Source organism: Bacillus sp. es.034 (assembly GCF_002563655.1).
Taxonomy (GTDB): domain Bacteria; phylum Bacillota; class Bacilli; order Bacillales; family Bacillaceae_B; genus Rossellomorea.
The window spans coordinates 879104-901247 of sequence record NZ_PDIY01000001.1; the positions used below are offsets into that span (position 1 = coordinate 879104).

Annotated in this window: 21 protein-coding genes and 1 riboswitch; of the genes, 17 read left to right on the top strand and 4 right to left on the bottom strand. The window is 42.2% G+C overall.

Annotated elements, in window-relative coordinates; all coding sequences use genetic code 11:
• Positions 1 to 345 precede the first annotated feature (345 nt).
• From ATG71_RS04590 to ATG71_RS04660, 14 genes are all read left to right on the top strand, one after another.
• Positions 346 to 1830 (top strand): M23 family metallopeptidase, encoded by a 1485-nt coding sequence (locus tag ATG71_RS04590; RefSeq protein WP_098438614.1) that lies wholly within the window; start codon positions 346 to 348, stop codon positions 1828 to 1830.
• Positions 1831 to 2046: 216 nt separating this feature from the next.
• Positions 2047 to 2754 (top strand): response regulator YycF, encoded by a 708-nt coding sequence (gene yycF, locus ATG71_RS04595; protein WP_060674576.1) that lies wholly within the window; start codon positions 2047 to 2049, stop codon positions 2752 to 2754.
• A 6-nt stretch (positions 2755 to 2760) separates the two neighbouring features.
• Positions 2761 to 4587, top strand: coding sequence for a cell wall metabolism sensor histidine kinase WalK (walK, locus tag ATG71_RS04600; RefSeq protein ID WP_098438615.1), 1827 nt, complete (start codon positions 2761 to 2763; stop codon positions 4585 to 4587).
• Entirely contained in the window at positions 4584 to 5921 is a 1338-nt protein-coding gene (locus tag ATG71_RS04605; RefSeq protein ID WP_098438616.1) for a YycH family regulatory protein, read from the top strand. The genes walK and ATG71_RS04605 overlap by 4 nt, the downstream gene beginning before the upstream one ends.
• Before the next feature lies 1 nt (position 5922).
• Positions 5923 to 6726, top strand: coding sequence for a two-component system regulatory protein YycI (locus ATG71_RS04610; RefSeq protein WP_179886453.1), 804 nt, complete (start codon positions 5923 to 5925; stop codon positions 6724 to 6726).
• A 5-nt stretch (positions 6727 to 6731) separates the two neighbouring features.
• Positions 6732 to 7526, top strand: a complete 795-nt coding sequence (locus ATG71_RS04615; RefSeq protein ID WP_034764817.1) for an MBL fold metallo-hydrolase — start codon at positions 6732 to 6734, stop codon at positions 7524 to 7526.
• Positions 7527 to 7800: 274 nt separating this feature from the next.
• The gene (locus tag ATG71_RS04620) at positions 7801 to 9045 is read left to right on the top strand and encodes a S1C family serine protease (protein ID WP_098438618.1); all 1245 of its coding nucleotides are present in this window, start codon (positions 7801 to 7803) and stop codon (positions 9043 to 9045) included.
• Positions 9046 to 9155: 110 nt separating this feature from the next.
• The gene (locus tag ATG71_RS04625; RefSeq protein ID WP_098438619.1) at positions 9156 to 9314 is read left to right on the top strand and encodes a CxxH/CxxC protein; all 159 of its coding nucleotides are present in this window, start codon (positions 9156 to 9158) and stop codon (positions 9312 to 9314) included.
• A 94-nt stretch (positions 9315 to 9408) separates the two neighbouring features.
• Positions 9409 to 9888 carry a 23S rRNA (pseudouridine(1915)-N(3))-methyltransferase RlmH gene (gene rlmH, locus ATG71_RS04630; RefSeq protein WP_098438620.1) on the top strand — a complete coding sequence of 160 codons (480 nt, stop codon included), beginning with the start codon at positions 9409 to 9411 and terminating at the stop codon, positions 9886 to 9888.
• A gap of 300 nt (positions 9889 to 10188) precedes the next feature.
• On the top strand, positions 10189 to 10650 hold the full coding sequence (locus tag ATG71_RS04635; protein WP_098438621.1) for a hypothetical protein: 462 nt from the start codon (positions 10189 to 10191) through the stop codon (positions 10648 to 10650).
• A 95-nt stretch (positions 10651 to 10745) separates the two neighbouring features.
• Positions 10746 to 11411 carry a hypothetical protein gene (locus ATG71_RS04640; protein WP_098438622.1) on the top strand — a complete coding sequence of 222 codons (666 nt, stop codon included), beginning with the start codon at positions 10746 to 10748 and terminating at the stop codon, positions 11409 to 11411.
• 335 nt (positions 11412 to 11746) lie between these two features.
• A riboswitch (glycine riboswitch) is annotated at positions 11747 to 11827 on the top strand.
• Positions 11828 to 11966: 139 nt separating this feature from the next.
• The gene (locus ATG71_RS04645; RefSeq protein WP_098438623.1) at positions 11967 to 13307 is read left to right on the top strand and encodes an amino acid permease; all 1341 of its coding nucleotides are present in this window, start codon (positions 11967 to 11969) and stop codon (positions 13305 to 13307) included.
• 51 nt (positions 13308 to 13358) lie between these two features.
• The gene (locus ATG71_RS04650) at positions 13359 to 14339 is read left to right on the top strand and encodes a Gfo/Idh/MocA family protein (RefSeq protein WP_098438624.1); all 981 of its coding nucleotides are present in this window, start codon (positions 13359 to 13361) and stop codon (positions 14337 to 14339) included.
• A 593-nt stretch (positions 14340 to 14932) separates the two neighbouring features.
• Entirely contained in the window at positions 14933 to 15475 is a 543-nt protein-coding gene (locus ATG71_RS04660; RefSeq protein WP_098438626.1) for a hypothetical protein, read from the top strand.
• 46 nt (positions 15476 to 15521) lie between these two features.
• Here ATG71_RS04660 and ATG71_RS04665 read toward each other — a convergent pair whose 3' ends face one another.
• A complete protein-coding gene (locus ATG71_RS04665; protein WP_098438627.1) occupies positions 15522 to 16517 on the bottom strand; it encodes a tRNA dihydrouridine synthase in 996 nt (331 codons plus the stop codon).
• A 332-nt stretch (positions 16518 to 16849) separates the two neighbouring features.
• On the opposite strand from ATG71_RS04665, the gene yiaA reads away from it, so the two are divergent.
• Positions 16850 to 17320 carry an inner membrane protein YiaA gene (yiaA, locus tag ATG71_RS04670; RefSeq protein ID WP_060674052.1) on the top strand — a complete coding sequence of 157 codons (471 nt, stop codon included), beginning with the start codon at positions 16850 to 16852 and terminating at the stop codon, positions 17318 to 17320.
• A gap of 86 nt (positions 17321 to 17406) precedes the next feature.
• Here the strand turns inward: yiaA and ATG71_RS04675 are convergent, their stop codons facing one another.
• Positions 17407 to 18597 carry an MFS transporter gene (locus tag ATG71_RS04675; RefSeq protein WP_098438628.1) on the bottom strand — a complete coding sequence of 397 codons (1191 nt, stop codon included), beginning with the start codon at positions 18595 to 18597 and terminating at the stop codon, positions 17407 to 17409.
• A gap of 341 nt (positions 18598 to 18938) precedes the next feature.
• On the opposite strand from ATG71_RS04675, the gene ATG71_RS23275 reads away from it, so the two are divergent.
• Both ATG71_RS23275 and ATG71_RS23625 read left to right on the top strand, forming a co-directional pair.
• A complete protein-coding gene (locus ATG71_RS23275) occupies positions 18939 to 19109 on the top strand; it encodes a hypothetical protein (protein WP_179886454.1) in 171 nt (56 codons plus the stop codon).
• Positions 19110 to 19198: 89 nt separating this feature from the next.
• Positions 19199 to 19324, top strand: a complete 126-nt coding sequence (locus ATG71_RS23625; protein ID WP_286162906.1) for a hypothetical protein — start codon at positions 19199 to 19201, stop codon at positions 19322 to 19324.
• 54 nt (positions 19325 to 19378) lie between these two features.
• Here ATG71_RS23625 and ATG71_RS04680 read toward each other — a convergent pair whose 3' ends face one another.
• Together ATG71_RS04680 and ATG71_RS04685 are read right to left on the bottom strand one after the other, a co-directional pair.
• A complete protein-coding gene (locus ATG71_RS04680; RefSeq protein WP_098438629.1) occupies positions 19379 to 21325 on the bottom strand; it encodes an FtsX-like permease family protein in 1947 nt (648 codons plus the stop codon).
• The gene (locus ATG71_RS04685; RefSeq protein ID WP_098438630.1) at positions 21315 to 22076 is read right to left on the bottom strand and encodes an ABC transporter ATP-binding protein; all 762 of its coding nucleotides are present in this window, start codon (positions 22074 to 22076) and stop codon (positions 21315 to 21317) included. Before ATG71_RS04685 ends, ATG71_RS04680 begins: the two co-directional genes overlap by 11 nt.
• Between the last annotated feature and the right edge of the window lie 68 nt (positions 22077 to 22144).

A 22144-nucleotide genomic window follows, 5' to 3' on the forward strand; every position in this document is an offset into this window, starting at 1 on the left:
AGTACTGCGACGACTTTGACTCTCGTAGTACTTTTTTATTATGCCTCTTGTAATGTTCATGTAACATAAAACAACAAAAATCCTCTAATTTCTACCAATCCTATTTCAATCGGAAATACATCCTTAGACCCATATTATTCCCATTATGACGCGGATCATCGTCCGATAAGCAAAAAATATTTTCAGATAAATTATACAGTTATATTACAATCATGATTCTGCGTCCCGGTTTTCGTCGAATTATGGTAAATTAGTAAAGTAGCAATTTTATAGAATTCGACTAAATTAGGCTTAATGAACTACCGTTAACTGGGATTTTTGCTTTAGTTTATAGGAGGCAAGTCAATGAGTTTTGGAGAGAAGTTCTCACCCGTTTTAGACAAATATAAAAAACTTAATATTCGACATAGATCAAGTCAATTAGTGAAGAGAGTAGGGATTACAACACTCGCTCTTACCACTTTAACCTTTTCTTCTGCTGCCGCTACGGGGTCTGAAGAAGATCTACAAACCATCTATCATGTGTACATGGGTAGTGAGTATGTAGGTGCCGTTACAAGTCAGGACGAAGTAAAGGCGGTATTAGAGGAGAAGATTGAGAAGGCTCAGAAGGAATACAGTGATTACCAGGTTGATTTCGATCATGAAGTAACGTACATACCTGAGAATGTATTTGAAGCTGTCAAAACCAACAATCAACAAGTCATTGAAAACGTAAATAAATCTGTAGCAATCGAAGCAAATGCATTTGCTTTAATCGTCGACAATAAGCCGGTTGCGTATGTGAAAGACGAACAGGCTGCTGAAGAAGCTTTAAAAACCTTTAAGCTTAACTATGTTTCTGAAGAAGAGTTGGCTGAATTAGAGGCAAGAAAAAAGAACTCTTCAACTACTTCCTTACCCGCTTTAAAAGAAAATGAAACTCGTTTATTAGAAGTTTCTTTCAAAGAGAATGTAGACGTTAAAAAAGCGCAGGTGAAACCGGAAGAAATGATGTCCCCTGAAGAAGCGGCTGATTTTCTTGAAAAAGGTGCGTTAGAAGAGAAGAAATACAAGGTGCAAGAAGGCGATTCACTTAGTACGATTGCCGAAGATCATCAATTGACGACCGGTACTTTACTCAAGTTGAACGAAGGCTTGAAGGAGGACGACGCGCTGAAGGTGGGTGCAGAGTTAAACGTTACTGCATACGAGCCGCTTGTTCACGTACTCGTTAAGAAGGAAGCAAATAAGATTGAAAAGATCGCTTATGATAAAGAAGTAGAAGAAGACTCTTCTATGAATAAAGGCGACACGAAAGTGAAGCAAGAGGGTCAGGATGGTGAGAGATCCGTTACTTTCGAAACAACAGAGGTAAATGGTTCTCAAATCTCTAAAAATGTAAAAGAAGAAAAGAAATTAAAAGATCCAGTGAAATATATCGTGATTAAAGGGACGAAAGCCATTCCTTCAAGAGGATCGGGAAGTTTTGCGTGGCCGACGAATGGCGGTTATATTTCTTCCAAGCAAGGACAAAGATGGGGGAAAATGCATAAAGGTATCGACATCGCCCGTCCAAGTGACCGCACGATCAAATCCGTTGATAACGGAAGAGTCGTATCAGCAGGCTGGGACGATGGCGGTTATGGAAATAAGGTCATCATTGATCACGGTAATGGATATAGAACTCTTTATGCTCATTTAGACTCCATCTCTGTTTCTGCCGGACAAACGGTTGAAAGAGGGCAGAAGCTCGGGATCATGGGAGAAACAGGTGAAGCAACAGGGGTTCATCTTCACATTGAAATTTTCAAAAATGGATCTCTGATTAATCCATTGGATGTACTGTAATTTTATAGAGGGAATCAAGCATGGGACTGACACAATCATTTTATTTGTCAGTCCCCTTTGTTATATTTAGATTATAGTCAACAAGCATTGAAATAAAGGGTATGATAGAGTTAAAGATGAATTAATATGGAGAAAGTGATAAATTTAAAGGAAGAATCCTATACTAATCACAACTTTATATGATCCATTACTTTTTTCTAAAGGAGATCAATTGATATGGAAAAGAAGATATTAGTCGTTGACGATGAGAAACCAATTGCAGATATATTACAGTTTAATTTAAAGAAAGAAGGATATGAGGTTCATTGTGCATATGATGGCGATGAAGCGGTGAAGATGGCGGAAGAAATCAAGCCGGATCTTGTCCTTCTTGATATCATGCTTCCGAATCGTGATGGAATGGAAGTGTGCCGTGAAATCAGGAAGAAGTATGAAATGCCAATCATCATGCTCACAGCGAAAGACTCTGAGATCGATAAAGTATTGGGATTGGAGCTTGGGGCGGATGATTATGTGACCAAACCGTTCAGTACACGTGAATTGATTGCCAGGGTGAAAGCCAACCTGCGACGTCATCAGCACGGGGCGCAGCAAGCTGTCGAGGATGAGAATAATGAAATCACCGTCGGATCCTTAACGATCCATCCGGATGCCTACGTTGTTTCAAAACGGGGAGAAACAATCGAATTGACTCACCGTGAGTTCGAGCTCCTTCATTACTTGGCGAAGCATATCGGACAGGTCATGACCCGGGAGCATTTACTTCAAACTGTGTGGGGTTATGATTACTACGGGGATGTGCGTACAGTCGATGTGACTGTCAGACGTCTTCGCGAGAAAATTGAAGATAACCCAAGTCACCCTACCTGGATCGTAACACGTAGAGGAGTAGGTTATTACTTACGAAATCCTGAACAGGAGTAATATGTAATGAAGAAAGTTGGCTTAACCCGTTCGATTCATTTGAAATTTGTTCTGATCTACGTTCTGCTCATCCTGCTCGCCATGCAAATCATCGGGGTTTATTTTGTACGGGAACTTGAGCAGAAGCTGGTGGAGAACTTTAAAACCTCTATTACCAATAGAGTGAACTTACTAGAATATACCGTAAAAGAAGCCATGTTGAAAAAAAGGACCGAGGACGATCCCAGCCTTCAGGAGGATGTATACAGGATATTAAACGATAGCAGTAAAACATCCGATATAGCTGAAATCAGGGTCATTAATGACAGAGCCAGAATCGTGGGGACCTCTGATCCCAATAATCAAGGTCTGGTCGGTCAGATCAGTGCGGAAAAAGAGGTTAAAAAAGCCCTTGCACTCGGATTTGGTGACGACGATATCTACCTTGATGATAAGACAAAGGATCGAATTTGGGTATACACCAAACCGATTGAGTCGAACAACGAAGTCATTGGGACCATCTATATCGCCGGGGAAATCGAAACGGTTTATGATCAAATGAGTGAAATCAATAAGATCTTCACAAATGGGACCATCATTGCACTGGCGATAACGGCTGTTTTGGGGGTATTATTGGCCCAAACCGTTACCAGGCCCATTTCGGATATGAGGAAGCAGGCCTTAGCCATGGCAAAAGGTAATTTCTCGAGGAAGGTAAAGGTCTATGGATACGATGAAATCGGTCAATTGGCCATTACGTTTAATAATCTGACAAAGCGTCTTCAAGAAGCCCAGGCAACGACTGAGGGGGAAAGAAGGAAGCTTTCTTCAGTGTTGTCTTATATGACGGATGGGGTCATTGCGACAGATCGAAAAGGTCGGGTCATTCTCATTAATGATCCTGCTGCTGATATGCTGGATGTTTCACGTGAAACAGTCGTTTCCCAACCGATCGTTTCACTGTTGGGACTGGATGAGGAGTATACATTCGATGACTTATCGAATGAACAGGACTCTATCATTCTGGATTACAGTACGAAGGATAAACCATATATTTTACGAGCGAATTTCTCTATTATCCAAAAAGAGACGGGGTTCGTGAATGGTCTTATAGCAGTCTTGCATGATATTACGGAACAAGAGAAGATAGATTTAGAGAGACGGGAATTTGTCGCCAACGTTTCCCACGAACTTCGCACCCCTTTGACGACGATGAGGAGCTATCTGGAGGCCCTGGCAGAAGGAGCATGGGAGGACAGGGAAATAGCCCCCCAATTTCTTGACGTGACCCAGAACGAGACTGAGCGGATGATCCGTCTCGTCAATGACCTCCTTCAGCTATCAAAAATGGATAGTAAAGACTACCGTTTTAATAAAGATTGGGTGGACTTCATCCTATTTTTCCATAAAATCATCGATCGTTTTGAAATGACCAAGGATATAAATGTAACATTTAACCGCTTCTTGCCGGATAAAGCGATGTTTGTAGAAATTGATCAGGATAAAATCACTCAAGTGCTCGATAATATTATTTCCAACGCATTAAAGTATTCACCAGAAGGCGGCACCATTACCTTTACAGTGAAAGAAAAAGAAGGATTCATCGAGATCAGCGTATCCGATCAGGGGTTAGGAATTCCGAAAGATAATCTGGAAAAGATCTTCGAGCGTTTCTATCGTGTAGACAAAGCCCGCACAAGACAAATGGGCGGTACGGGATTAGGGCTTGCCATTGCGAAAGAAATGATATCAGCACACGGTGGTGATGTGTGGGCGAAGAGTAAAGAAGGTAAAGGGACGACAATCGTATTTACCCTCCCATATGATTCAACACAGGAGGATGATTGGGCATGAATTATGAAAAAATTAAATCGATCGTTTTAACCGTACTTGTTTGCATAAGTGTTTTCCTTACCTTTAATCTTTGGACCTATTCACCGGGATACGATACGATCAACAGTGATCGTGCTTATGATGTGTCAGTCGGGGAAAAGCTCAAGGATAATGAGTTGAATACCCGTCTGATTAAGCCGTTTAAGCTCTTTTATCATGGAAGGGACAAAACAGTCGGTACAACCAATCAGACCGAAATGAATAAAGTGACCGAACAGCTGGGGAAGTGGTCTCTTTTCGAAATTAAAAATATATCAAATGAGTACAGTTTCCAAGAAATCAATACCCTCATTCAGGGTGAAGATAAGTTTGAACTGGTGTTTCCCGATATCGTGCCTTTATCTGTCTTCAGTCAAGGATTGAACTTGGAAGAAAAAAATATTTCAACTGCTTCGTTTAATCGGATTGTCATTGATTTGAACGATGCAAATCGTGATACAGGCTCCATTTTCTTTATTACAGTCAGTGACGATAAAGAGGAAAAGGCTGTGTATGAAAGTCAGGTGAGCCTTGCCAGCCTGGATTCATTTAAACGGAACTTCGTGCAAAGAGCGTTATATAATAGTGCTTATCGTCAATACGTGAAACAGCCGATAAATGATAAGAAAACCATTTTTCTACCAAAGGATGCCGAGGATTATGTCAGTTATTATTACTACACGGAATTAAGCTCCCTTGAAGAATATAAACAGGCGCTATTTAGTGATCCCAATAGTGTAAATATGGGTTCTGTGGACGATCTGGTGACATATATGGATGTCTCCTCCATATTGACGGTGGATAAGAATCACAATACATTCTCGTTCGTTAACCCTTCTGAGGAGAAAGATGATGGATCCTCCCCTGCCATGCTCGTACAAAAGAGCATGGAGTTCGTCAATGATCATGGCGGTTGGACAGATGACTATCAACTCTTTTCCATAAGCCCTTATGAAAATAAAATCGTATATCGCCTTTTTCTGCAAAACCACCCTGTCTTCAACGATAACGGGATGGCTGAAGTCTCCCAAACATGGGGTCAGAACGGCATCAATAAATACAGTCGGCCATACTTTAAACTCGACTTCTCGTTTAAAGATACGGCTGAAGTCTTGTTGCCATCAGGTTCTTCCGTCATCTATGCATTGAACCAAGTGGATTCGATCGACCTTGATTATGTAGAGGACATTGCCGTTGGGTACAAGATGACCAGAGACCCAAATGAAAGCAGAAAGCTTAATTTCGAACCCTCCTGGTATTATAAATATGACGGTAATTGGTTGAGATTATCCGTCGATGACAAGGAGGGACTGTAAATTGGATTGGAGTAAAACGAAAAGCATTTTCATCATTGTTTTTCTCGTATTAGATATCTTTTTGATGTCCCTCTTTATTAATAAAGTGTCTGAAAGCAACCCGGAAACACTCAGTCAGGCTACTTTTGAGGAGAAATTAAAGGCGGACAAAATTAAATATCCAAAGACGCTATCCCAGGATCCAACGGAAGAAAAATATATCCAGGCTAAATCAAAGAAATTCAAGGATGAAGATATCAGTATCTTAAAGGACCAAGATGTTACCGTTATTAACGAAAGTACGATTCATTCTACGTTAGATGAACCTGTTTCATTAGATAAGGATTTCTCACCGGACGATTTAAATGACTTCATGGAAAATAAGGTCATTGATGGCGATAAGTACAGCTTCTGGGACTATAACACGGAAGAACAGACGATCACGTATTATCAGACGTATCGGGGAAGACAATTATTCAATAATACGAATGGAAAGATCGTCCTTACCGTCAATAATGATAATAAAATTGTATCGTATAAACAGTCCATGCTTGAGGATCTGAATGAATTTGGAGAAGATAAATCCATCATTCCTTCCTTTGTAGCGTTGCAGGGCCTTTATACGAACCAAAAAATCAGTCCGGATAGTGTGGTTCATAAACCGAAATTGGGGTATTGGACGTTCCTGTCCGAGGAATCCCAAGTCCTTGCACCAACCTGGCACTTTGTCGTGGAATCAGGAAACAAGGAAGAAGATTTGTTTATCAACGCGGTAGAAGGAGAAATCGTGGAGATCAACAAACCGGAAAAAGAAACATTGGAGTGAGAGATATGACGATGCATTTTAGTGTACTTGCAAGCGGCAGTACGGGAAATGCGATATTTGTTGAATCGGAGGAACACTCCTTTCTTGTCGATGCCGGATTAAGCGGCAAGCAGATGGAAGGATTGTTCAGTCAGATCGACCGGAAAATTGAAGACTTGTCGGGGATTCTGGTCACCCATGAACATAGTGATCATATTAAGGGGATCGGTGTATTGGCGAGGAAGTACAAGCTGCCGATCTATGCGAACGATAAGACGTGGAACGCCATGGACGGTCTGGTGGGGAAGATTGATACAGAGCAGAAGTTTTCCTTTGATATGGAAACGGCCAAGCATTTCGGGGGACTGAGCATCGAGTCATTCGGGGTATCACATGATGCTGCAGAACCGATGTTTTATATTTTCCATCACGGGGAGAAGAAGCTTGTTCTTGTCACCGATACGGGGTATGTAAGCGATCGGATGAAAGGGATCATCTCGAATGCCGACGCCTATGTATTTGAAAGCAATCACGATGTAGGGATGCTCCGGATGTGCCGATACCCATGGAATATCAAACGCCGGATCCTGAGTGATTACGGCCATGTATCCAACGAGGACGCGGCCATTGCCATGAGTGAAGTGATGGGCGATAACACCAAGGGTATTTACCTGGCTCATTTAAGCCTTGATAACAATATGAAAGATCTCGCAAGGATGAGTGTCACCCAAACACTCGAATCAAAAGGAATACTGGTAGGAGAACAGATCGATTTATTTGATACGGATCCTAAAGTACCAACACCTTTAGTTGCGATTTAAACCGGTTCAAATGTTTATGATTTCTCTGTTAAAGGTATGAAAAAGGTGAGGGCTTCTGTCTTCGCCTTTTTTGTATGCATCCGCGGAAAATAGCACCTGAAACGGAAATCAATCACTACTCTTCGTAAAAACAATAACGTTAACAGCTTTACATAAATAGTAACCTAATAAATTTCTTACCATCTTTTCATCATTTTTTAATTTAATCTGACTATAATCGGGCTTGTAAAGATAAAATAACAAAAGGAATAGCTGGTAGAAAGGATGAAGACGCATGGGATATTATGATGGTGATCATAATTCTGAAGGCAGGACTGGCAGGCAAAAGGGTAATCGTGGAGGAATGTTCCTGGCGGGGCTATTGGGAGTCGTCCTTGGGGCGATCCTCGTAATCGTGGCCATTCCTCAGCTGACGAACTTTGATATATTACCTTATTCGGTTCAACCGGATAAGGATTTGAAAGAAACGGACCAGACGTATCATAATGGAACGACCAAGAATGTGTCTGTTAATGTGACGACGGATGTGACAAAAGCCGTAGAAAAGACCGGAGACTCCGTGGTTGGAATCACGAATATCCAATCCCAGAGCTTCTGGGGTCAGGGTGGTGGTCAGACCCAGGATCAGCAGGCAGGAACGGGATCAGGGGTCATGTATAAAAAAGAAGGCAAAACCGTCTATATCGTGACGAATAATCACGTTGTGGAAGGGGCGGATCAATTGGAGGTCACCCTTGCCGACGGTACCAAGGTTCCTGCTAAACTCCGTGGTACTGATGTTTGGACAGACCTTGCCGTCATTGAAATCGATGGGAGCAAAATCAAAAATGATGATATTGCCGAGTTTGGAAATTCGGATGAGCTGAAAGCAGGTGAGCCTGTCATCGCCATCGGGAACCCACTTGGACTTCAATTCTCAGGTTCTGTGACGCAGGGTGTCGTTTCGGGTGTGGAGAGGACGATTCCTGTCGACATCAATCAGGATGGCATGGAGGACTGGAACGCAGAGGTCCTGCAAACCGATGCAGCCATCAACCCCGGTAACAGCGGTGGAGCCCTTATCAACATTTCCGGACAGCTGGTCGGGATCAACTCGATGAAAATCGCCCAGGAAGCGGTAGAAGGAATTGGACTTGCCATTCCGATCAATTCTGCTCGCCCTATCATTGAAGACCTTGAGCAATATGGAGAAGTGAAGCGTCCTGCAATGGGCGTGACATTAGAAGACGTCAATCAGATTTCTGCCTATCACCAGCAGGAGACCTTGAAGCTCCCGAAAGATATCCATTATGGTGTGATGATCAGACAAACCGTTCCGAATTCCCCTGCTGCTCAAGCCGGTTTACAGGAGCTTGATGTCATCACGGAGCTAGACGGTGAGAAGGTCGAGAATGTAATCGACTTGAGGAAGCATCTATATAATAAAAAAGAAGTGAACGATCAAATGAAAGTGACCTTCTACAGAGATGGCAAAAAGAAAGAAGTCACAATGAAATTGACGGATGAATCCCGATTATAGAATGTGGATAAAGTGAAAAGCAGGAAGGCGGTGCGCCCTTTCCTGCTTTTTCTTTACATGATATGATGATTGTGGATAAGTATATAAACTACATGTTAGGAGGAAACGACATGATTTACTGCTGCTTGGAGCATGTGGAATTAGCCATGGATATTGTCGTCGATGAGCATGAGGTAGCGCCTCAACTAACAGAGATTTCTGAAGACAAGAAGTTATCCACAACCTGTGAATATTGTGGGAATAACGCCGTATATATAGTGGCGAACTAATATTCCCATACCATATGAGGATTGGTCTTGTGGATATGTGGATAATTTCTGTGGATAACGTGTTTGTAAATTGTTTGTAAAGCGAGTGTGGATAGTGAATATCACCATTGTAACGGTTGGTAAATTAAAAGAAAAATATTTAAAGCAGGGAATCGATGAATATGTGAAGCGACTTGGTGCGTACGCAAAAATTGAAATAGTTGAGCTGGCAGACGAAAAGGCACCAGAAATATTGAGTGACTCTGAAATGGAGCAGGTGAAGAATAAAGAAGGTGAACGGATCTTAGCGAAGATCTCACCCGATCATCATGTCATTGCCCTCGCCATTCAAGGGAAAATGCGTTCTTCAGAAGACCTCGCCGATAACCTGGATAAGCTTGCAACGTACGGTAAAAGCAAAGTGGCATTTGTGATTGGTGGATCATTGGGACTCAGTGATGACGTAATCAAGAGATCCAATGAAACCCTTTCGTTTTCGAAAATGACTTTTCCCCATCAGTTAATGAGACTGATTTTGGTGGAGCAGATCTATCGGGCGTTTCGGATTAATCGGGGGGAACCGTACCATAAGTAAAAGGTTGTTAACCCAATGCCTCTCCTAATTGTTGGGGAGGCAAAAAGGCAAGTTGAAAAGAGATCGGAGGTATGGTTGAAGTACAAAAAATAGATTGACAATTGTGAAAATTATTTTAGACTAAAAGTAGTTCTTTCCTCAAATTCTTCTTACTTTACTACTCCTTGATGTCCTAATTGCTTTTTAACCCCCTTTCAGTTGAAACCACATTAAACCTCTTTTTTCCTATGGATTTTTTTACTCATTCATTTTAAAAAAACTGTCCCGAATCTAAAAATTCATTAAGGGAGATGATTTCTTTTGGCATCGAATATGTATGCTATTAAATGCCCCGGTTGTGAACGTGCTGCTTTTGAAGATGATTATTACAAAACGGATGAGAAGTACATCTTTTGTATGGTGTGCGGATATTATTACACGAAAACCATAGAGAAATATACCGAAAACTCTATTAGGTACAAGGAAGAGGAACGTGAAGGAAACGGTATGTTTGTATTGGTGAAAATAGATGGTTGTGGCAACAAGATGAGGTTGAACGATGATCTATCAGTAGCGCAATTGGAAAAGTTAAAGGCATCACTTATGGAGAAGAATGTTAACCAGGAGAAAAGCTATTTAATTTCTTTCAAAAATGGAGAATTTACCATCCTATTTGGCAACCCACCGGAACATTTTCATTTATCTTTTGAAGAGTATCGGAAAAAGATGATTGCCAAGTATGGAGATCCTGAATATGATTTTATGGTTCCTATTGAGGGATAGATAAAATTTTATAGTAGAAGAAATTGAGGAAAGAACGAACTAGTAATTTTTTTAATAAATATGGAAAATCTTGATGATTATTGAGGAGGATTGCTGTGGGGTTTGAAGAAGAATACCTGGCTTTTATGAATGCTCACTCTCAGGAAAGGAAAGGTGAACGGTTGAGGCGTTTACAAGAAGGTCACAATCAGGCTGAAAGAATGTTTTTGAAGAAAGTTTGGTGGCCTTCATTCTATCATTTTCGTTATCTTCATCCAGAGTTTGAAATCGATGATTTTAAAGACGGAAAACGGTATTTAGATTTTGCTTATATTCGTCCAGCCATCCGGATTTGCTTTGAGGTCGATGGGTATGGCCCTCACTTAAAGAATATAAGCAGGTGGCAATTTTCCGATAGTTTGGAGCGACAAAACCAGTTGGTGATGGACGGATGGACTGTCATCCGCTTTTCTTATGACCAAGTGAAAGAAAAACCTCGTCGATGTCAGCAGATTGTACAACAGGTAATTGGGAGGTGGTTAGGTGATGAGCTGGACCAGACCACTCTATCCTATGCCGAAAAGGAAGTGCTTCGACTAGCGATTCGAAAAGGAAAAGCGATATCCCCTATAGAAGTTGAAAAGTATTTGAAGCGAACGGACAAGACGGTAAAAAAATTACTTACTCAACTAGTTGATAAAAAGATGTTGATTCCCGAATCTGGAACCAAGAGGATCCGCTCTTATCGCTTGGGGGATCAGGTTAAGCACTCTATCGGATGAATAGAATAGACGGAAAAATTCCGCTTAATTAGTAATTTGAATTGAAAATAACTTAAATAACCGGAGAAATTCCGTCTATTGACCCAAAAAGAGTGAAAATGTAAAATTGTATTTTGGATAACCGGAAATACTCCGCTTAAATACCCCTAAAATGAGCTTCAACCTATATATAACCGGAGAAACTCCGCTTAATTTACATCCACTGGTTAACTCAATCCCCCCTGTTGACAAAATCCACATCAGCCATTAAAATTATCAACTATTCGACAGTGATACGTTGAGCGACAAAATTTAATTAGTAGAAAGCTATGATTGCTATGGATCATCCCGTAGCAGGAGCAGCTTCTGGAGAGACCGTGGAAGATTTGCGGCGCCGAAGGGTTCATTATCTCAGGCAAAAGGACAGAAGAGTATCGGATATGTATTTGGCGTGCAGATAATTTTATTATTAGCATGAAAAATTGTATTTGTTATTCTTATGACCACGAGAGATTGGAGCCCTTCCAATCTCTTTTTTTTGTGCCTATTTTTACTGGTTGTAAGGAGGAGTTAAAGTTGGAACAACGAGAATTAAAGAGGGATCTATCAAACCGGCATGTTCAGCTGATCGCGATCGGGGGTACGATCGGTACGGGGCTATTCTTAGGTTCCGGTAAGGCGATACAGCTTTCCGGTCCCTCTATCATCTTCGCTTATTTAATTGTGGGGATCGCCCTGTTTTTCGTGATGAGGGCGCTTGGGGAGCTGTTGTTATCGAAAGCCGGGTTTCAATCGCTGCCAGACATTGCGGAAGAGTATCTTGGACCCCGGCTCTCCTTTGTTACGGGTTGGACGTACTGGTTCTGCTGGATCATGACGGCGATGGCCGATGTGATCGCTGTGGGTGTTTATGTGAAATATTGGTTTGACATTCCTCAGTGGGTTCCTGCACTTATTTGTGTCATCATTTTGTTGGGACTCAATTTATTAACGGTCAAGCTGTTTGGGGAATTGGAATTTTGGTTTGCTTTAATTAAAGTCATCACCATTCTTGGGTTAATTGCCCTTGGTGTCATTTTACTGGTGATGGGGGTTCAAACAGACGCAGGTGCGGTTACGGTTCGAAACCTATGGGAGCATGGCGGATTTTTCCCGAACGGTATATCAGGTTTCTTACTTTCTTTCCAAATGGTCATCTTTGCTTATGTCGGTGTGGAATTAGTCGCTGTATCGGCAGCGGAAACATCCAACCCGGAGAAAAATATCCCCTCCGCCATTAATAAAATTCCTTTGAGGATCTTATTTTTCTACGTGGGAGCCCTGACCGTCCTCTTGTTCATCAATCCATGGATGGAACTGAACGCAGCAGAAAGTCCATTTGTGAAAACATTTAGCTTGGTCGGAATTCCGCTGGCGGCAGGTGTCATTAACTTTGTTGTGTTGACGTCAGCGGCTTCTGCCTGTAACAGCGGGATGTTTTCTACCAGCCGGATTCTGTATCATTTAAGCAGAGATCATCAGGCATCACCTCGTTTGGCCAAATTGAATCAAAACTATGTACCGGCTAACGGGTTATTCCTATCCACATTGGTCATATCAGTGGGTGCTCTATTGAGTAAGCTGATACCGGAACAGGCCTTTAGCGTCGTAACGACCATAAGTGCCATCTGCTTTATTTGGGTGTGGGGAATCATTCTCGTCTGTCATATAAAGTATAAGAAAACCCGTCCGCACTTACACGAGAAATCTACATTTAAAGCCCCGTTCACACCATTGATCAATTATATGGTGCTTACAATGTTTGCAGCGATCCTTGTGATTATGCTGATTTCTGATGCGACACGGCCGGCCTTACTGTTGACTCCTCTATGGTTCATTCTCTTATTTATTTTATATGGAATGAGGAGAAAGGGTTAGCGTTCATTGGTACAATGGAAGTATGACGAAATTACAAGGGGGAAACAGATCATGATAGACAATAAAGTCCGCTGGGGAATCATCGGTTGCGGAGATGTAACGGAAAAGAAAAGTGGCCCTGCATTTCAAAAGGTACGAAACTCAGAGCTTGTGGCAGTCATGCGGAGAACGGGTGAACTGGCGAAGGATTACGCTGAAAGACATGGAGTAGCTAAATGGTACGACGTGGCTGATGCCCTGATTAACGATCCTGATGTGGATGCAGTTTATATCGCTACGCCGCCTGGCTCCCATAAGGAATATACGCTGATGGCAGCGGCTGCCGGGAAACCTGTTTATGTGGAGAAGCCGATGGCACGTACCTTCGATGAATGCAATGAGATGGTGGCTGCTTGTAAAAAGGCAGGAGTTCCTTTGTATGTAGCATACTACCGCCGGGCTCAGGAGCGCTTTTTGAAGATAAAAGAATTGCTTGATCAAAACGCAATCGGAGACGTTCGCTTTGTCACCTCGACCCAGTATCAAAAAACAGGGGAAGACGTGAAAGATTCAGATCATCTGCCTTGGCGTGTTCAACCCGAAATAGCAGGAGGCGGATTGTTCTTCGATTTGGCCAGCCATACCCTTGATATACTTGATTTTCTACTCGGACCGATCCAGGAAGCAAAAGGTATTTCTTCAAATCAGGCGGGCTATTATGAAGCGGAAGATATTGTGACGGGTACATACCAGTTTCAATCAGGAGTCCATGGAGTTGGAAAGTGGTGTTTCACAGCTTTTGAAGACGTGGATATGAATGAGATTGTCGGAAGTAAAGGGAAGATCAGCTTTTCTACTTTTGGGGATGAGCCTGTAACGTTGGCAACAATCGAAGGAAAAGAACAATGGAGTTTCGAACGCCCCGAGCATGTTCACCAACCACTGGTGGAAACGATCGTGAAAGAGTTAACCGAGGGCGGCGAGTGGTGTCCAAGTACCGGAAAGACAGGCGCCCAGACCAGCAGGATATTGGATGCAATCGTCGGAAAGTAGAGCGGGAACAGCCCCCCGCTCTGATCCGTAACACTTATTTTCTTAATAAACCGTGTATTATCACCATTTTTTGTGAAACCTATTTATATATAAATAAAGATGGTGACTACTATGATTTCGGTATGGCTTTTTCTGATTTTAGCAATAGTATCCTTTGTTTCATTAACCTTTTTGATGAAGAAAATGAATGTCGTTAACGTCTTAGGAAGTTATTTTTTGTCCAATATCCTTCTTACGAATACAGGAGTAATCATAAACTTAAATTTAAAGTTAACACATCAGGATCCACACAGTGAATTGATTTTTTGGACACAAAAGATTCCTGAGTTGTCGCTCAAGCCCGCATTACTTTTATGGTTGGTTTATGTTTTGTTTTCTAACAGGACCATCTTTACTAAACTCATTCATTTCGTCATCTTCTTATCAGCGCTTGTATCAATTGAAGTCTATTTCGTCCAAATTGACTACTTGGAATGGATAAATTGGAATGTGTTTTATTCTTATTTGAGATATAGTCTGATTGTTTTATTAATGGCTGTTTTCTTCTTTTATTTAGAAAAAGGCATAGAGAGAAACAAAGAGGTGAATTCGATATGATTTTCCCTCTCCCTCGTGAATTTGATGAAAATGAACTGTTTATTATCTTTTCCACGATCATTACTTGGGCGTTTATGTTTATGCTGCCAAGACGCCTGTCGGCTGTTACGATCACGATCATTTGGACGTTTAATGTATTTCTCGCACTGACGGCCGATATTACACTTACTGTGAAACCATATGAACTTTACTTTACGATTGACCATAAAACCCATGAGTTATTTGATGTGGTATTGCACTTTATCACGTACCCCACTCTTCCTTATTTTGTAGTGAACTCTTATCAGTATTACAAACCTAAAGGGCTGAAATTTTTATTTTTTGTTGTTTTGTGGGGAGGGGTAGCGATCGCTTTAGAGTGGACCTCCGTGCAATTCCACGTTTTCACCTATACCGGATGGAAAGCGTACCTATCCTTTCTAGTTTATTTGATTGTGTTTGCCGCTTCCATTTGGCTTTCGGACTTTGTTGAAAAGAGATATCCTTCCAAGTGGAATTCGAATGCTCTGAATATGAAAAAAAGGTCAGCCTCCCAGTAAGTGAATGCTCACTGGAGGCTGACCTCTTATTGAAATTCAAATGGACTTACTTAGAAACCGAAAAACCCTCATCTTCCTTCAATACACTTGCATACTCATCAAGCAGTGCACGGACTTCATCCGTGGTTTCTGTCTCCATCAGACGATTTCTGAGCTCGCTTGCGCCGCGGAATCCGCGTACGTAAATTTTGAAGAAGCGGCGGAGCGGTTTAAACGGGCGAGGCTCAAGTTCATCGTTATACTGATCATGAAGATCCAGCTGTAAACGCAGAAGATCGAGGAGCTCCTCACTCGTATGTTCTTTCTTCTCCTTTTCGAAAGCGAACGGATTGTGGAAGATTCCCCGTCCGATCATAATGCCGTCTACGCCGTATTTCTCCGCGAGCTCGAGTCCCTTCTGACGGTCAGCGATGTCTCCGTTGATCGTCAGTAATGTATGAGGGGCGATTTCATCACGAAGTTTCATGATTTCAGGAATCAGCTCCCAGTGAGCATCAACGTCACTCATCTCCTTTTTCGTGCGGAGATGGATGGATAGGTTGACAATATCCTGTTCCAACAAATGCTTCAGCCAGTCGTGCCATTCCTCCACTTTGGTATAACCTAGACGGGTCTTCACACTGACGGGAAGTCCTCCCGCTTTGGCTGCCTGGATGATTTCAGCTGCGACATCCGGCCGGCGGATCAGCCCGGATCCTTTCCCGTTGGCTGCCACATTGTGTACAGGGCACCCCATGTTGATATCAATTCCGCGAAAGCCCATTTTCGCCACACCGATACTCGTTTCACGGAAGTATTCAGGCTTATCCCCCCAAATGTGGGCGACAATCGGCTGTTCGTCTTCCGTAAACGTCAGACGCCCGCGTACGCTGTCCTTTCCTTTCGGATGACAATAGCTTTCAGTATTCGTAAACTCTGTAAAAAACACGTCAGGTCTCGCCGCTTCACTCACAACATGACGAAAAACGACATCGGTCACGGCTTCCATCGGTGCCAGAACAAAAAATGGCTTAGACAACTCATGCCAGAAATTTTCTTTCATACTCTATTTAAACCCTTTCCTTTAGGGAAACGTGTTCCCAAAATTAAAAAGTAAAATGCTTTACTGTTATCCATTCCCGTTTAGGATGGATTCCAACCAGTATATACTTTAATGGTATTGGACGAAAAGTGCAAGGGAACGCGTCGTCTTGTTAGGAGGGAAATACTTATTATTGAAGAAAAATGAACCAAATCTTGAATAGATTAATAAGGTGATCTGCACTTTGGATATGGAAAAATTTATTTCATAATACCGGACACAAACTGTAAAAAATTGCTATAATTATTCACAGAAGCAGTGTATCGACCTGCGACAGTAAAGGGGAGCGGCCAATGTCTGAGTTGAATGAAAATCCGTTAATGAAGAGCGATGAAAAGAAACCGAAGATCAAGATGGAAAGAAAAGAAGGGGAACCGACGTCTGCATTTAAAGGGGCAAGTTGGGCAGCTCTGGTGATAGGGGTTTCCGCTTATTTGATCGGCTTGTTCAATGCCGGAATGGAACTCAATGAGAAGGGGTATTACTTTGCAGTATTGGTATTTGGACTCTATGCAGCTGTATCCCTGCAAAAAGCAGTAAGGGACAAGGAAGAGGATATCCCTGTGTCGGGCATCTATTACGGGCTAAGCTGGTTCGCCGTCATTGTAGCCGTATCCTTGATGACGATCGGACTCTACAACGCCGGAAGTATCATCTTAAGTGAAAAAGGATTTTACGGGATGTCGTTTGTTCTTAGTCTGTTTGCGGCCATCACAATTCAGAAAAACATCCGGGACACCCAGGTGGCAAGAGATAGAGACTAATTCTTGCCTCACAATAAATCCAACTAAAAAACGAAAAAGAAGTATCCAAGAACCATTTTACGTTCTGGATACTTCTTTTATTAACGTTATGCAGTTGATACCTGCTTCTGATCCAAGCGATAACTCAAGAAAGTCAGCAGACTCGCACAAATCGCAACCACTCCGCCGACGAGGGTCACATTCATCAACGGTCCCTGGTGATAGACAAGGCCACCGAGTGCCGAGCCCATGGCGATGCCGACATTGCTTGCAACCGGCATCAGGGAAGCGGCGAGGCCAGTCGCTTTAGGTTGATACACGCCGGCAAGGTCGATCAAGTAAAGCTGGGTCGAGGTGGTCAGGAGGATGGCCATTAAGGACATCAATCCGATGTTGATCAATCCAACGATAAAATGATCGGTCGTAAAGTACAGGGCAAACAGGACGAATGCCTGGATAAGAAACACGAATCGGAGGCGTCCGATGGCATTGTGACTGGCAATCTTCCCTGCAAGGATGTTGCTGAAGATCGAGATGAACCCGTAAGCGAACAGGATCAAGCTGATGGAGCTGCCTGGTGCTCCCATCTTGTTCAGAATCGGGACAAGATACGTAAATACTGCATAGGTCGCACCGAAGCCAAGGGATGGAATGAAGAAAGCCAACAGGATCCTTGGATGAGTCAATAATGAGAACTGATCACGCATAGAACTGCGGTATTGACTGAGCTTACTTGGCAAATTCATGAAAGAGGCAAAAAAGGCAACGACACCTAGTAACGTCGTTAATAGGAACGTAGCATGCCAGTTGTACCATTCGGCAATGACAGTACCGATGGGAACTCCGATGACGTTTGCCAAGGTGAACCCGCCGAACACGAATGAAATGGCGACACCTCTTTTGGTAACGGGAATGGCTTCACTGGCGATCGTCATGGCAAGGGAAATCAACACTCCTGTCACTATCGCTGTCAGCATCCTAAGCCCCATGAGCATGACGTAGCTTGTTGAAATCACGCACAAAGCATTCAAAACGATGAACGACCCGATCAAACACAACACCCATTTCCGTTTTGGAAAATGACTGGTTGCCGACATGACAATGGGTGTGGCGATGGCAAAGGTAATTGCAAATGCTGAAACGAGCGTGCCTGCCTTTGCATTTGTTATATGAAGACTTGAAGAAATCTCCGTTAAGATTCCGACGATGACAAATTCGCTTGTCCCGAGAACAAATGTTAGTAATGTAAGGGTAAAGATAAGGAACCAATGTTGTTTAGATAAGACCGTTTCTTTCATAAGTACCTCTTTTCTAAGTTGAATATCCATATGGGATAGAGTGGGCAAACAATTTAATCATCATACCATAAAACATTTTTATGAAGTATCCCTTGTATGTGAAAAATATAAACAAAAGAGCAGGGCTCGATTTTTATGTCCTGCACAGGTTTTTCTTATTTAATTTCCGATCTGGTTTGATTCGAGGTAAATGTGGATATATCTTCTAAAAAAGGTTATTTATTATAATCGTGAACATTAATAACTCAGATGATACATGTAAGGTAAATGAAGTACTTTTGTCTTCAATTCAATGTGACAGTTTTATAGGGTACCAGTTCTATTAGAAGGGTGAGGGGATCATGTTTTTTAAAAAGAAGTCAAAGGAAGAAGAAGCGGATTACTGCGTAGCCATTTTTGTGGACGAACAAACTGAAGAAGGGGTTTACGAAAGACTTACCGATCAGCTGTTTTATGAAGTAGATAATATTGGAGCGATACTCATCATATTGAAGAGGTCATTGAATATATGAAGGGGATTGAGATGGCTAAGCAACGTGCTGAAGAGCATAATATCCACCAAAACGGATAAACTATACCTGTTGCAGGGAGGTGTACACATATGCCAAATCAAAACGATAACAAATTCAAAAAAATCCAGTCAGAAAGCTTCAAGCAAGGGAAATCCCAGGAAGAATATGCGGCAGAACTTCAAGTGAATAAAGAAGAAAGCCAAAAAAGGAAGTAATCCCGCACTACATAAAATAGCCATCCCAACTTTAAGACGGGATGGCTATTTCCATCATAGCGACGCTTTAATCACCTTTTTATAATACAAAACCGATAATACACCAAAGATCGAATACAACACCGTATATAAAACCATCACGATGATCATCGGCGTCCAGACTTCGGCTCCGAACAGGAACCATCCGGATTGGACCGCAAAGTAACTGTGCAGAAGTCCAATGAGAAGAGGGATTCCGAAGCTGAAGAGCTGCTTGCCTTGAATGCCTCTCAATAAGTCACCTTGAGTGAATCCTAACTTTCGTAAAATGGTGTAGTTCGGTTTCTCATCTTCACTTTCGTCCATCTGTTTAAAGTACAGGATACAGCCCGATGTGATGAGGAAGGTGAGGCCGAGAAATCCGACGATGAACATAGTGAGGCCCATGCTTTGTTTTTGTTCGGCTTTCATGTCGTACTGTGAAGCGTTCCCCCATCTTTCAATTAGATTTAACTCATGAAAGAGGTCGTTTGCTTTCTTTACGTCTTTTTCCTTCTCGATGTTCACACCGATATAAAGTGAGGATTCCCTTTGAATTTCTGGATCCAGATCCTTTTTCAACTGCTGGAAAACATGGTCATCCACAATGACCGCAGGTGAACCGAACCCTGTAAACCACCCAGATATTGGGTATTCATCCTGCATTCCCAAGTATTTGAGCTTTATGTTTTTCGTTTTTCCTTTCAGCTCTGTCATGCCGGAATCATGTAGTGGCATCAGTTTTTGAAGTAAGTCGCTATAGCCTGTAAAGACCGTTTCATCTTTTTTTACGTCAATACCTTCTACACTTTTTTCACTGATGATAGCAGATGGCATGGCATCTTGTGATCCGTTCAATTCACTGAATTCAGAGTCTGCAATGTCTTCCAGGTTAACGAGAACTCTGATGACTTCAATTTCATCTTTTTTGAATTCGATACCTTTATTCAAAAGGGCTTCTTTTAAATCATTGAAGTCTTGTTTGTTTATTAATGAAAAATCCGCCGGTACATTGTTTTCAGCCGTTTTTTCAGCTGAGTAATACCCGATATAACTCAGTGACAGTAACGCGATAGCCAGAGCCGAAACCGTCGTGATGATCGTCAACAGCAAGGCACTCGATTTCATTCGGAACATGATGGATGAAAGAGACAGGACCTCGTTAATGTTCAAGTATCCATCTTTCTTCTTTCGGATGACATTGAAAATAAAGCTGACGGACCCTTTATAAAATAGGTAGGTTCCGAGAATGACGGAGCCGAGTATAAAGAGCATGGCCCCATACAGCTCTGGCATAGTCGTGAAGTCGCCGCCAAACAATTTGGAAGAGACATAATATCCGGAAGCAATCAAGATAATCCCGAAAATGCCAATGACGATTTCGAATTTGGACATTTTTCCCACCTTTGTTTCCGTTGAAGAACGGATTCTGAAGAGTGATAAGATGCTTTGTCTTCTAATGAACACAAAGTTCATGAGCATGATCAGCAAGTAAATTGCACAGAACACAATAACGGTCTGGATGAGTGCCTGGGTCGAGAAATGCAGTTTGGCAATCGCCTCGACGCCGGTTATATTGAATAAAATCATGATGATTAACTTGGAAAAGGAGAACCCGATCAAGATACCAAGTATCAATGCTCCAAAATATAGGATGAAATTTTCTACACTTAAAATGCGAAAGATTTTATTCTTCGTCATTCCGATCAGCTGAAATAACCCGATTTCTTTACTTCTTCTCTTAATGAAGAGGGTGTTGGCGTATAAAAGGAAAATCGAGACGATGGCTACCAGCAGGACAGACGCGGCTCTGACGGCTGCTCCACCCTTGATGGTTCCCTTCGCTGCATCCATTGACGGATCGTACTGGAGGGTCACGAAGGCGAAATAAAGGGCAACACTAAAGACTAAAGCAAATACATAAAGATAATAATTCTTCAGGTTCTTCTTCAGATTTCTGAATATAAGGGTATTAATGTTCATTCTGCACCCCGCCAAGCACTCCCTGGGTTTTCATGATGTCACTGAAGAAGTGCTGTCTTTCCTGTTCACCTTTATTTAATTGCGTATAAATTTGACCGTCCTTGATGAAAACGACCCGACTGCAGTAACTTGCCGCTACGGGATCATGTGTGACCATGACGATCGTCGCCTTCAGCTTTTGATTGAGCTCACTCAGCTTATTTAGAAGATCTGATGCTGCTTTCGAGTCGAGGGCCCCCGTCGGTTCATCGGCGAAAATGATGCTTGGTTCATGGATGAAGGCACGGGCGGCTGATGTCCGCTGTTTCTGCCCGCCTGAAATTTCGTTCGGATATTTATCTTTCAGTTCAAGGATTCCAAGCTCTGAAGCAAGGTCATTGAACTTCTGGTCGGCTTCTTTCTTAGGGGTCTTGGTGATGGATAATGGCAGAAGGATATTTTCTTTCACCGTTAACGTGTCGAGCAGGTTGTAATCCTGAAAGATAAAGCCGAGGTGATTCTTTCGGAATTGTGCGAGCTGCTTTTCTTTCATCATCGTCATTTCATTGCTTTCAATCTTAATCGAGCCCTCACTCACTTTGTCGATGGAGGATAAGACATTTAAGAGAGTGGTCTTTCCGGAACCCGACGCCCCCATGATACTGACGAATTCACCCTCTTGGATGGACAGGTCGATCCCCTTTAACACTTCCTGCTTATTGAATTTATTTCCGTAGCTTTTATGAAGTTTGCTTGCTTCTAGTATAGTCATCATATAAAACTCCTTTGATTTGATACCTTTATTATAAAAAGCAGGAAGGTTGTTTTCCTTTTATTGTT